Here is an 11,627-nt window from a genome sequence, read left to right on the forward strand (position 1 = left end):
TTTTATTTTATGACAAATTTTTACAATAAGCACTGTGAGGATTATTATAAAAAATATCCTTTGATGTATGATTTTATTACGTCCTCTGATGGGCGCGTCAGGGCGCTGAAATTATTCAAGACCCTTTCAACGGTGATAATGTATGCGGCTTATATTATCCTGCTCGGGTTTCTCGGGGCTTCGAAGGATATGAGGATAATAAAGGCTGTGGCTGTTCCTGCATTTGTTTTTCTGCTGGTCACGGCGGTGAGAAAGGGGATAAATGCGCCTCGTCCTTATGAGAAATATCCCATAAAGCCTGTGCTGCCCAAAGCCACAAAAGGCAAGTCCTGCCCCAGCCGTCATACTGCCTGCGCTGTGGTCATCGCTCTTGCCTGCCTTTATGTAAATGTTCCTGTGGGGATAATTCTGCTTGTGCTTGCTGTGCTGATAGCCGTTTCACGTCCGCTTATGGGGGTCCATTTTCCCCTTGACGTTATATTCGGGGCGGTGCTTGCGGTCATTCCTGCAATTATCGGATTTTACCTCATTCCCTGAGAATGAAAATAGGGATCGGGGGACAGTTGGGACGGTTGGAAAATTCGGCGGTTATTACGGTGTATTCCTCGCTGTCGATGGTCTTTACGAACTCAAGAAGTGCGTCCTTTTCCTCAAAGCCCGTGTCCCTGCCGTAGTAGAGTATCATTGATATAAGCCCGCCCTTTTTGATAAGGCGCAGGGCTTTCTTTACCGCTTCAAGGCTGGTTTCCTTTTGGGTGTGGACGGTGTGATCGCCCCCGGGGAGCCAGCCGAAATTAAAGGTTATGCAGGAAACTGTTCCCTCAGAGGCGTATTTGTCCATATCCGTATGACTGCCGAGTATCAGCTCCGCTCTGTCCGAAAGACCTTTTTCTGCAAGGAGCTGTCTTGTGCTGTCAATTGCGTCTTTCTGGATATCAAAGGCTATTACCCTGCCGCTTTTTCCCGCAAGCTCGCAGAGATAGGCGGTATCATTCCCCCGTCCTGCGGTGGCGTCTATGCATATATCTCCCTCGCATACCTTTCCTGCTATCACGCTTTTTGAGATATCAAGGGCGTTAAAGGTTTTTCTCATAATATATTCTCTCTTTCCAGTCCCCAAAGGACTGCGCCAAGCGCTCCTGCATATGCTCCGCCTTCGGGAACGGTGAATGTAAGGCTGTGAAGCTGTCCTACCGCTTCAAGCACTGCTTTTCCTTCGGGTATCTCGGACATTGCGCCCACGAATACGGCGTTTGTGATATCCGTTCCCTTGCAGGCAAAGGCTGCCATTACTCCTGCGGTCTGGAATATCATATTTGAGATCCCTGCGGCTATATCGGCAGGGTCATGGGATATATGGCGGCTGCCGAAATTTGCGGCGGTCACATCTGCCGCAAGTCCGCCCAATGTGCCTTTGCAGATATCGCCCATGGTAAGGTCTACCTTTGCGGGGTTTCCTTCGGAGATAAGGCGGTTGAGAGCTGCGCTGTCCGATGTATTTACTGTAAGCTCCGCAAGTCCCGAAAGGGTGCCGCCGCCTACGCCGCTGCCGCCGATGTGGGTATAGTTATTTTTGTCGGCAATTACAAAGGCTGTGCCTGTTCCTATGCTCACGATGACCGCCTTGTCAATGCCGCTGAGCTTCACGGCTCCTCTGCCAAAGCAGCCGAATTCCTCAAAGCAGGTACGGGGGATATCCTTGAAGCGGTTTTCCGAAATGTCCGAGCCTGCTCCCGTAAGGAAAATATGGGCAGGAGGAGCGGTCATGCCTGCTTCGGAAAGCATTATACGTGTCTCATTTTCAAGCCTTTCTCCGCTGCCGTCGGCGGTGTATTTGCGGCGCGTAAGGATATTTCCCTTTTCGTCTGCGGCGATGAGCTTTACTGCTGAGCCGCCTATATCTGTTCCGAGATAATACATATTCATCAAAGTCCTTTCTCAAGGGGTTCGGGATTGGTGCAGGGGATATTTCTGCTCTCTCTTTGAAGGGGAGCTGCCCATTTTACGGCGTTTCTGATTATTTTCAGTACGTTTTCATCGTGATATATGGGGTATTCCTCGTGCCCCGGCTGAAAATAAAATATCCGTCCCGCGCCCCGTTTAAATGTCACGCCGCTCCTGAAAACCTCTCCTCCCGAAAACCAGCCCATAAACACGACTTCGTCAGGTGTAGGGATATCAAAAGGCTCGCCGTACATTTCTTCGTGGGGCAGCTCGAAATGCTCGGGTATGCCCATGGCAATGAGGTGGGAGGGGGATATGCACCATATGCGCTCCCTGTCGCCGTGCCGCCATTTCAGATTGCAGGAGGTGCCGCAGAGGGCTTTGAATATCCTGCTGTGATGGGCGGAATGGAGCGGGATAAAGCCCATTCCGCCGTTTATACGCTCGGTGACAAGGCTTACCGTTTCATCGCTCACCCTGTCGTGCGCCTGATGCCCCCACCATATGAGCACGTCGGTATCCTCAAGAATTTCCCTTGTAATGCCGTTTTTAGGCATATCAAGGGTGGCGTATCTGACCGAAATGCTATCGTCATCGGCAAGAAAATTACCGATAGCTTTATGTATTCCCTCGGGGTAAATTGCCGCCACCTCGGGCTGTTCTTTTTCGTGGATATATTCGTTCCAGATAAGCACGTTTATCATTTTGAAAGCTCCTCTGTGATGCGCCGGGCACATTCCTTTGCGGTCTCGTTCAGAGTCTTTTTGGACTTGGTCTCGGAGCTTATCATCTCAAGCTCCATAAGCACATCTTCTAAAAGGCAGGCGGTGTCCTCGTCGGTGCGTGTGTCCTCGCAGACTGCGGTGAGCTTGTCGTAAAAGGCTTCAAAGCTCAGCTTGCCGTTTATCATATCGGTACAGACAGCTGTTATTTTCTCGTTCATTTTCACATCTCCTTAAATACTTTCAGAAGGTTTTCTGCGGAGCTTTCCATATATGCCAGCTGGTCGGCAGCTCCGAAATGCTCAACCGAAAAGCTGCCCTTGTAGCCGCCAATAAGAAGCTTTTTTACAAGCCCCTGTATGCCGATATAGCCGCTGCCCGTCTCGCAGGGATACATTATCCGTCCCGAAAGATCGGGCTTGCCGTTGGTGTTGTCGGCGTTTGCACGTGAGCTGTCATGGGAGCGGTCCTTGAGGTGGACGTGGGATATGTATTTTTTTAGCTTCACATATGCGTCCTCGGCATTTTCAAGGCTGTAGGCAAAGTTTCCCGTATCAAATGTAAAGCCCAGTCCCTTTACATTTTCCATAAACCACAGAAGTCCGTCCGAATCGGAATAGGGGGCGGCAATATCGTCAAAATCCTCGAGAGTTACGGTAATTCCGTATTGCACGGCGGCTTCGCACATAAAGCTCAGAGCCTCTGCCATTCGTCCCCGGACAGCATCGAAATTATCCTCGGGGTTTATAAAGCCTGCCACCGCAAGGACGGTCTTTGCGCCGAAATATGCGGCTGTTTCAAGGTGGGTGTGGATCTTTTCCTTTGAAAGGGAGAATTCCTCGTGACCCATATCGTACATATTGTAGACCGAGGAAACGGACAGCCCGCAGGCGTCAAAAAGCTTTTTCTTTTCCGCTTTATCCGACAGCCGCCACAGGTCACATTCAAGTCCTTCATAGCCTGCTTCGCGGGCTTTTGTGAGCATTTTTTCCGTGGTTATCTTCTGCTGCTCGGCTCCCTCGTAAATATGCTCGAGGAAGATGTTAAGCTTCGGTGTGTTTATCTTCATTGTTCTTATCTCCTGTTATGAGTGATGAAAGCTGTTTGGCAACATCTGCAAACTGCTGTAAGGTAAGCTGCTCGGGGCGGATATTTTCCGAAAGTCCTGCGGCTCTTATTGCGTTTATCACATCGGATTTGGGTATTGCCATCGAGGAGGAAAGAGAATTTGCAAGGTTCTTTCTCCGCTGGGAAAAGGCTCCTCTTACCAGACGGAAAAAGTATTTTTCGTCAGATACCGAAACGGGTGGAGTTTCCCTGATATCAAGGCGTATCACGCAGGAATCCACGTTGGGCGCAGGCATAAAGCTGCCCCTTGAGACGTTAAAAAGCAGCTTCGGCTCCGCATAGTAATGCACCGCCGCAGTTACCGCGCCGCATTCTCTGCTGCCCGGCTTTGCGCACAGACGCACTCCCGCTTCCTTCTGCACCATTACCGTGATCGACCTTATGGGCAGGCGGCTTTCAAGGAGATACATTATTATGGGCGAGGTGATATAATAGGGGAGATTGGCACAGACTGCCACGTCAAGTCCGCCGAAATGCTCCTCAATGACCGCTTTAAGGTCGGTTTTCATAACGTCGGCATTTATTACGGTCACGTTGTCGTATTCCGAGAGGGTTTCCTCCAATATGGGGATAAGTCGGGTGTCTATCTCCACTGCCACAACCTTGTCCGCGCGCTTGGCAAGCTCGTTTGTGAGAACGCCCACGCCTGTGCCTATCTCGATTATTCCGAAGCCTTTTTTGGCGTTCCCCATTTCGGCTATCTTCGGGCATATGGCAGGATTTATGATGAAATTCTGCCCCAAAGCCTTTGAAAAGGTGAAGCCGTGGCGCTCGAATATATCCTTTATTACGTTTATGTTTGTGAGATTATCCATTGGTTTCTCCGATCTGTTTTTATAAAACCACCTTGCATGGCTTGTCTATCACCATACTGTCGGGTGTGACGGTGCAGGTATATGCAAGAATTTTTACCCCGTTTTCGGCAGCCCTTTTCAGTGCCTCGGCAAACCGGGGGTGAGTTTCACGGTTGGGGGTGAAATGCTTTGCCGTTTCCATCTGTATCACAAAAAGTATATAGGCTTCATAGCCCTCTTCTGCGGCTTTTATCAGCTCGTTTACGTGCTTTACTCCCCGCTCGGTGGGGGCATCGGGAAAGCGGCAGACGCCGTTATCCTCAAGGGTGCAGCCCTTGACCTCCATAAACATTTTCCGCTCGCCTGCTTCAATGTAAAAGTCAAATCGGGAGCTGCCGTAAACCGTTTCGGGGCGGATATATGTGACACCCTCAAACAGCTTCGGGATAAATTCCAGCGATGCCTTATTGGGGCTCTGGCTGTCCATATTTATGAGCATATCATTTTTATAAACGGCTATGAGGTCATAGGCGGTCTTTCGGGGTGAGCCGACCGGGGCTTTCTCCAGGATGACCCTTGCTCCGGGGACAAGAAGTTCCTTGCACCGCCCCGTATTTTTCACATGGACGGTCTCTACCTTGCCGTTTACCTCGACCTTTGCAATAAATCTGTTGGGACGGGAGATGAATTTCCCCTCCGCCGTTTGTCCGTATCTTATGGGTATCACTCCTTACATCTGGTGTCTTACAACGCCGTACTCATCGTCAAGGCGGTAATAGGGACAGGAGTAGTTTGTGCCGTTCATAAAGCGGTACATCTCGTCCTCGTCAAGATTAACAAGGCAGGTGTAGCAGTCGTAGTCCTCGTCATACACGTAATTGACGCAGGTCTCGCAGTTGGTCTGAGCTTTTGACTCCATTTTTTCGGTTCCTTTCCGCAGATTATTTTCTCCTGTCCGCTCTTACAAAGGGATAGCAAATTTCCTCCGACAAAAGCAGGGAATATTTTTCGGGTCGTCTGTAGGCATTGCCGTGGACCTCGTTCTCGCGGTATTCCCTAAGCATTTCAAGGTCAAGCTCAGCTATGAAAATGCCCTCCTTTTCTCCTGCTTCATAAACGCAGGTGTCGCGTGAACAGGGCAGCTCGGGAAGATAGGCAACACCGTCAAAAAGAGTGGAATGACCGTTGCAGTCGGGTTTTGGCGCGGGGTAATTGCAGGTGGCTATGGCAACCATATTTTCATATGCTCTGCCCCGAAGCTGGGAAAGCCTGTTTATCTCCATGGGGCAGGCGTTGGGAACGAGTATTAGCTCCGCACCCTTTAGCATAAGTATTCTTGCACTTTCGGGAAATTCCCTGTCATAGCATATCATTGAGCCGACCTTTACCGTTCCTTTTTCCGTTTCAAGGTCATTTACGTAAAAATCATCTCCCGGGGAAAGCCTTGCTTCATCTCCGAAATCGCAGGTATGCACCTTTGCATAGCTGTAAACAAGTCTGCCGTTCATATCAAAAAGGCTGACGGTGTTTCGGGGGAGGGGGTCGTGCTTTTCAAGGAATGTTACCGCTATCGCCATTTTAAGCTCTGCGGCAAGCTTTCCGAATGTGCTTACAAAATCGTCCTCCGATGAAACTGCCATGCTATTTAAAGCCGTGATATCCCGGGGGATATCATAGCCGCAGCTCCACATTTCCGGGAACAGGGCAATGTCCGCGCCCATAGCCTTTGCCTTTCGGCAGGCGTTTATGCCCTTTTTCATATTATCCTCAAGGCCGCTTTCGGGAAGCAGCTGGAGTAACGCGATTTTCAGCTTTTCCAAGTTTCCTTGCCTCCTTATATCCCATCGATCCTGAGCTGTATATCCTCGTCCTTATCCCCGTTATACTCCGCAGTATCGGGAATAAAGCGGTTTCCTATGCGAAAATCTATCCCTGCTTTTCTCGCCTGACTGCCCTGAAATTTTCGCTTTATAAAATACATTTTTCCGTCCTTTACAAACCGTGCGCCTGTCTGGTGAAAATAAAAGGGAATGTTTTTCTCCACGCACTCACGCCGCAGCTCGAGTATCCATTCATAATGACAGGGTCGGGCATAATGACCCGACTCGCCCCCCACCGAGACCTCCTCAATGCGCTCATCGAGATATTCCGAAATGTGAATTTCTTCAAGAATGGGGGAGACTATGACCGAGCGGTGCTTTATGGGCAGGGAGAGAAATATGGGCAGGCGGAAATCTGCTCTGTCCTGATTTTCAATGGTGCAGCCGATCATCACATTGTCATACCCCTCGCCCCAGTCGGCAGGGAGACATTTTTCAAGGCGGTCAATGCGCTTTGTGAAAAAATAAAAGTAACAGTCGCTCCGCTCTTTTATCATTTTCCAGCATTCTTCTCTCCATTCGTCGGCGTCGGACAGGAGAAAATCCGAGGTGAAGCAGGTGAATATTATTTTTCCCGAGGGTATTTTGTAGCTGCCGTCACGCTTTTTTTGTACAGGCATGCCGAATGCCTTTGTCTTTCGGCACAGACTGCTTGCCTCGGCGCTGCCGTACATCTCGTCCTGCCTGTAAACATAGCAGTATCTGCACCCGGGGCTTATTTTTGTACAGCCATGCCATGGGTTCCAGTCGGCGTAGATCGATTTGGAACTTTCCATTTTTCTCAAACCTCTGCAGCGGGTTCGTTTGCCTTATTGTCCATACGGGGATATCTTGCAAACATCACCCAGAACATCACTCCCGCAAGTGCAAGGGCAAGCCCCAGACCCGTATAGAATACGGCGATGAATGTGTTCGGCACCAGCCCCGATGAGCGGAGCCATATTCCGCCGCCCATCATAAACGCCATTATGCAGTAGGCTTTCAGGTCGAAGAAATGCCAGAAGGGACGGGTGGGCTCGGGATAGCCGTGTATCCGCTTTGTGTGCTTGAAGCTCATTTTGAAAAACATAAAGCCAAATGCACCGAATACCACAGCCGACAGCACAGGGTGATACCATCTGACCGCTTCCATTATCCCGTATGAAAGTATCCCGAGACGGGCAACGTTAACCCCGGCAAGAAGCCATACACAGCCTGCTATGGCAAGAAGCGTTCTTTTGCGGACGTGAAAAAGATGTTTTTCGGACATTTCGTAATGCTCCTTTGACGATAATTACAATGCTTTTTTTAGCAATGCGATGCATTCAACGTGATTTGTAAACGGAAACATATCCACAGGCATAAGCTTTTTAAGCTTGTAACCGTTTTTTATCAGGAAGAAAACATCTCTCGCCTGAGTTTCGGGCTCGCAGGACACGTAAACGATACGTTCGGGAGAGGTTTTTATAAGCTCGGAAAGAAATTTCCTGTCGCAGCCCGCTCTTGCGGGGTCGAGGATAACAACGTCTGCTTTGAGCCCCTCTTCGTTAAATTCAACAAGGAATTTTCCGCTGTCCGAGCAGATAAATTCCGCATTTTCCGTATTGTTGAGCTTAGCGTTTATCACAGCGTCATTTACAGCGGACTTGTTTATCTCGCAGCCGTATACCTTTTTCGCCCTGTCAGCTGCCATAAGGCTCATTGCGCCGATACCGCAGTATGCGTCAATGACCGTTTCTTTTCCCGTAAGCTTGGCGGATTTTACTGCAAGCTCGTAAAGCTTCTCAGCCTGAGCAGGATTTACCTGTGCAAAGGATTTGGGAGACATCCTGATACGCTTGCCGCATATGATGTCCTCGATATATCCCTTCCCGTAAAGCACCTCGCACCTGTCTCCCAAATTCATTTTGTCCGAGCGGTTCACGGAAAAAATGAGAGTGGTTATTTCGGGACATTTCTCCAGAAGAGATTTTACAAATGCGGCTTTTGAGGGAAAGTTCTCCGAAGTCCCCACGATTATCGCCATAATTTCTCCCGTGTTCCTTGCAATTCTCACAAGCACGTGGCGGAGAAAGCCCTTGCCGTTAAAGCTGCACCATACGGGAATTTTTAGCCCGAGAGCCGTTTTTCTCACAGCCTTGATTATCTTATCCGCCCTTTCATCATTAACGGAGCAGCGGTCAACAGCGACCACACCTCCCGTTGAGGACTGATAAACTCCCGAGACGCATTTTCCGTTTTTGAAGTCAAAGGCACCCTGAACCTTGCAGCGGTAGCCCTCTGGGTTGTCCGCAGCGATTATCCTGTCGGGGCGGCAGAGTCTGCCCATAAGCCTGTCAACCTTTATCTGCTTGAATTTGAGCTGCTCCTCGTAGGTCATATTGCGAAGCTGACAGCCGCTGCATTTTTTGTAAACGGGGCAGGAATTTGACTGCCCGTCTTTTTTTGTCTGTTCGGTCATTGCGATCATCCTCTCTCTGCATAGCTTATCAGCTTTCGGATATGCTCTTCAAGCATAGCAGCATTTTTATCTTCAAATTCTAAAACAGGTTGGGTCCGGTTAAAATTATTTATCAGCAGGGCTCTGAGCTTTCCGTCGGGATCACCCTCGGGATACCGGACCGATCCCCTTGATGAAGCCTGGAGCAGATCTTCGTTAAGCCTGTCCGTCTGCTCCATAAACGGAACGGAAAAATCAATGTTAAATTCATCGTATTCTATCTGTCACCCGCAGGAGACAAGCAGCTTGCGGATATTATCATTCATCTGATTTCCTTTTCGGCTTTAAAGCTTTAAAACTATGCGGTAAGCGGTACTGCAGCAGTATTCAAAGCCTTCTTATTCATTTATCAGTTCATCAACATCGGGCAGCTCTGTTTCTGCATTTCCATCGGAAATCTCTATATCCCCAACAGCCGCCTCGGCAAGCTGTGAAGCCTTTGTATCGGCAGCCTCGCCGATAGCATTCTGTGCGCTTTCGAGAGCTTTTTCCGCTCTGTCAACAGAAGTTTCACCGCCTCCGCAGGCAGATAGAGATGCCATGACAGCGGCAAGTGCCATAAATGTAATAAGCTTTTTCATAAGCGTACCTCCGAATATAAGAAATATCTCATAGATCTATTCAAGAACAAAGTCATAGTATTCCCCGCTTGCTTCCCGTATCACGAGAGAGCCGTCCTCGCCGCTTATTTCCAGGGCAAAGCGGCGAATGTTTCCGTCAGCGTCCTCATACTGAAAGCCGTACCCGGGAATATCCCCCGCAAATGTAAAACCAATAACCAGGGGCTTTCCGGGGGTGATATCCGGCGATGCCGCAGGATATGCGGAAAAGGTCATGACCCCTTCATCGCTGCAGTCCGTAAGCGTAAGCTCCAGTATGACAAATTCATTTACGGGAGTGTCCGATATGAATGCTACCTTTGCCTGTTCCTCGGACGGCTCGAAAATATCGTATTCATCATATCCGGCTGTCAGATCTGCCTCGTCTGCCCACTCTACACGTATCTGGGGCTCATTTTCCGACACTGCACTGTTAGTATCGTTGTACTCGTTTTCCGTGTCATTAACAGAAGTCGGCTCTTCCGCAAGGGTCGTTTCCTGTGTTTCAGAAATTACTTCGGAAGTAATGGAGGTGTCCGAAGCCGATAATTCAGTGACCTGTGTTTCTTCGGAAAAAACAGCTTCTTCACTTGACTGATTTGATGTAACTGTATCGGTAGGTGAGCTGACTTCACCGCCGCAGCCGGTAAGCGCTGTCATAACAGTGGCAAGCGCGATAATTGTAATGTACTTTTTCATGACCGGTATCTCCGAATGCAGTAATATCAAAGTCCCTTGTTAAGATATGCCTCCTGCTCGGGAGTGAGCCTGTCTATCTCAATATCCCAAGCCGCCAGCTTTCTTCTTGCAATTTCCATATCCACCTCACGGGGAACATCGATTATCATGCTGTCAAGTCTGCCCTTGTTCTTAACAAGATGAAGGGCACTCATAGCCTGCACCGCAAAGGACATATCCATAATTTCCGCAGGGTGACCGTCTCCCGCCGCAAGATTTACAAGCCTTCCCTCGGCGATGATGTAAATGCTTCTGCCGTTTTTCAGCTCATATCCCATAATATTGTTGCGTGCTATCCATGACCTTACGCAGTTTTCCCGAAGCCATGCCACGTCCACCTCGCAGTCGAAATGACCCGCATTGCAGCATACCGCACCGTCCTTCATATTAACAAAGCTCTTTTCGGTGATAACACCGTCGCAGCCTGTAACGGTAACGAAGAAATCGCCGATCTTAGCGGCTTCCTCCATTTTCATTACCTTAAAGCCGTCCATCACAGCCTCCATAGCCTTGATGGGGTCTACCTCGGTGACAATTACCGAAGCGCCAAGCCCCTTTGCTCTCATAGCAACGCCCTTGCCGCACCAGCCGTAGCCTGCCACAACAACGTTTTTGCCTGCAACGATAAGGTTGGTTGTGCGGTTTATTCCGTCCCATACAGACTGACCCGTACCGTAGCGGTTGTCGAAAAGATGCTTGCAGTCGGCGTTGTTAACAAGCACCATGGGGAATTTCAGCTCTCCTGCCCTGTTCATTGCAATAAGGCGGATAATGCCCGTGGTAGTCTCCTCACAGCCGCCTATCACATTGGGGATAAGCTCGGGGTGCTCGGTGTGGATAAGGTGGACAAGGTCTCCGCCATCGTCAATGATGATGTTGGGACCTGCCTCGATAACACGTGCAATATGGCGGTGATATTCCTCGTCGGTGGCATTGTACCAGGCAAAGACCTTGAGTCCGTCATGAACGAGAGCCGCCGCAACATCGTCCTGAGTGGACAGGGGATTGGAGCCTGTAACGTACATGTCCGCACCGCCTGCCGCAAGCACCTTGCACAGATATGCGGTCTTTGCCTCAAGATGAACGGACAGTGCGACCTTCAGCCCCGCAAAGGGCTTTGTTTCGGAAAATTCCTCCTCGATACCTCTGAGCAGGGGCATATTCTGCTTTACCCACTCAATTTTTCTTGCTCCGCTTTCCCAGAGCTCGGGGTTTCTTATCTCGCTTGTGTTTGACATATTTTATCTTTCCTTTCAAGTTTTTTTGTAGTGTGGGTGTTCGACAAATTGGAATTTGCGGGTGACGACCCGCGGCGAGACGTTCTGTAATTTATTCGGGCATCA

Annotated in this window: 17 protein-coding genes; 1 reads left to right on the forward strand and 16 read right to left on the reverse strand. The window is 49.5% G+C overall.

Annotated elements, in window-relative coordinates:
• Positions 1 to 9: 9 nt before the first annotated feature.
• A complete protein-coding gene (locus tag ACI4J0_RS07545; RefSeq protein WP_439765203.1) occupies positions 10 to 537 on the forward strand; it encodes a phosphatase PAP2 family protein in 528 nt (175 codons plus the stop codon).
• Here ACI4J0_RS07545 and ACI4J0_RS07550 read toward each other — a convergent pair.
• The 16 genes from ACI4J0_RS07550 to ACI4J0_RS07625 form a co-directional block, all read right to left on the reverse strand.
• On the reverse strand, positions 527 to 1,093 hold the full coding sequence (locus tag ACI4J0_RS07550; RefSeq protein WP_439765204.1) for a class I SAM-dependent methyltransferase: 567 nt from the start codon (positions 1,091 to 1,093) through the stop codon (positions 527 to 529). The genes ACI4J0_RS07545 and ACI4J0_RS07550 overlap by 11 nt on opposite strands.
• Positions 1,090 to 1,920, reverse strand: coding sequence for a hypothetical protein (locus ACI4J0_RS07555; RefSeq protein WP_439765205.1), 831 nt, complete (start codon positions 1,918 to 1,920; stop codon positions 1,090 to 1,092). Before ACI4J0_RS07555 ends, ACI4J0_RS07550 begins: the two co-directional genes overlap by 4 nt.
• A 5-nt stretch (positions 1,921 to 1,925) precedes the next feature.
• Positions 1,926 to 2,648 (reverse strand): ThuA domain-containing protein, encoded by a 723-nt coding sequence (locus ACI4J0_RS07560; RefSeq protein ID WP_439765206.1) that lies wholly within the window; start codon positions 2,646 to 2,648, stop codon positions 1,926 to 1,928.
• On the reverse strand, positions 2,645 to 2,887 hold the full coding sequence (locus ACI4J0_RS07565; RefSeq protein ID WP_439765207.1) for a hypothetical protein: 243 nt from the start codon (positions 2,885 to 2,887) through the stop codon (positions 2,645 to 2,647). Before ACI4J0_RS07565 ends, ACI4J0_RS07560 begins: the two co-directional genes overlap by 4 nt.
• A gap of 2 nt (positions 2,888 to 2,889) precedes the next feature.
• Positions 2,890 to 3,735, reverse strand: coding sequence for a sugar phosphate isomerase/epimerase family protein (locus tag ACI4J0_RS07570; protein WP_439765208.1), 846 nt, complete (start codon positions 3,733 to 3,735; stop codon positions 2,890 to 2,892).
• Positions 3,710 to 4,609 carry a 16S rRNA (adenine(1518)-N(6)/adenine(1519)-N(6))-dimethyltransferase RsmA gene (rsmA, locus tag ACI4J0_RS07575; protein WP_439765209.1) on the reverse strand — a complete coding sequence of 300 codons (900 nt, stop codon included), beginning with the start codon at positions 4,607 to 4,609 and terminating at the stop codon, positions 3,710 to 3,712. The genes ACI4J0_RS07570 and rsmA overlap by 26 nt, the downstream gene beginning before the upstream one ends.
• Before the next feature lie 19 nt (positions 4,610 to 4,628).
• Positions 4,629 to 5,306: a DNA/RNA nuclease SfsA gene (gene sfsA / locus ACI4J0_RS07580; RefSeq protein ID WP_439765219.1), complete on the reverse strand. Its 678-nt coding sequence runs from the start codon at positions 5,304 to 5,306 to the stop codon at positions 4,629 to 4,631.
• Between the two features lie 12 nt (positions 5,307 to 5,318).
• Entirely contained in the window at positions 5,319 to 5,507 is a 189-nt protein-coding gene (locus tag ACI4J0_RS07585) for a DUF6472 family protein (RefSeq protein ID WP_439765210.1), read from the reverse strand.
• A 22-nt stretch (positions 5,508 to 5,529) separates the two neighbouring features.
• Complete coding sequence (locus tag ACI4J0_RS07590) at positions 5,530 to 6,408, reverse strand: carbon-nitrogen hydrolase family protein (protein WP_439765211.1); 879 nt, start codon at positions 6,406 to 6,408, stop codon at positions 5,530 to 5,532.
• Positions 6,409 to 6,422: 14 nt separating this feature from the next.
• Entirely contained in the window at positions 6,423 to 7,244 is an 822-nt protein-coding gene (locus tag ACI4J0_RS07595; RefSeq protein ID WP_439765212.1) for a DUF5131 family protein, read from the reverse strand.
• A 5-nt stretch (positions 7,245 to 7,249) separates the two neighbouring features.
• Positions 7,250 to 7,717: a hypothetical protein gene (locus ACI4J0_RS07600; protein ID WP_439765213.1), complete on the reverse strand. Its 468-nt coding sequence runs from the start codon at positions 7,715 to 7,717 to the stop codon at positions 7,250 to 7,252.
• Between the two features lie 24 nt (positions 7,718 to 7,741).
• Positions 7,742 to 8,908: a 23S rRNA (uracil(1939)-C(5))-methyltransferase RlmD gene (rlmD, locus tag ACI4J0_RS07605; protein ID WP_439765214.1), complete on the reverse strand. Its 1,167-nt coding sequence runs from the start codon at positions 8,906 to 8,908 to the stop codon at positions 7,742 to 7,744.
• Between the two features lie 5 nt (positions 8,909 to 8,913).
• Positions 8,914 to 9,126 carry a hypothetical protein gene (locus ACI4J0_RS07610; protein WP_439765215.1) on the reverse strand — a complete coding sequence of 71 codons (213 nt, stop codon included), beginning with the start codon at positions 9,124 to 9,126 and terminating at the stop codon, positions 8,914 to 8,916.
• Between the two features lie 159 nt (positions 9,127 to 9,285).
• Complete coding sequence (locus tag ACI4J0_RS07615) at positions 9,286 to 9,528, reverse strand: hypothetical protein (RefSeq protein ID WP_439765216.1); 243 nt, start codon at positions 9,526 to 9,528, stop codon at positions 9,286 to 9,288.
• A gap of 36 nt (positions 9,529 to 9,564) precedes the next feature.
• Complete coding sequence (locus tag ACI4J0_RS07620) at positions 9,565 to 10,245, reverse strand: hypothetical protein (protein ID WP_439765217.1); 681 nt, start codon at positions 10,243 to 10,245, stop codon at positions 9,565 to 9,567.
• A 26-nt stretch (positions 10,246 to 10,271) separates the two neighbouring features.
• Positions 10,272 to 11,522, reverse strand: coding sequence for an adenosylhomocysteinase (locus ACI4J0_RS07625; RefSeq protein WP_439765218.1), 1,251 nt, complete (start codon positions 11,520 to 11,522; stop codon positions 10,272 to 10,274).
• Positions 11,523 to 11,627: the final 105 nt, after the last annotated feature.

The organism is Huintestinicola sp., from assembly GCF_051882455.1.
Lineage (GTDB): Bacteria > Bacillota > Clostridia > Oscillospirales > Ruminococcaceae > Huintestinicola.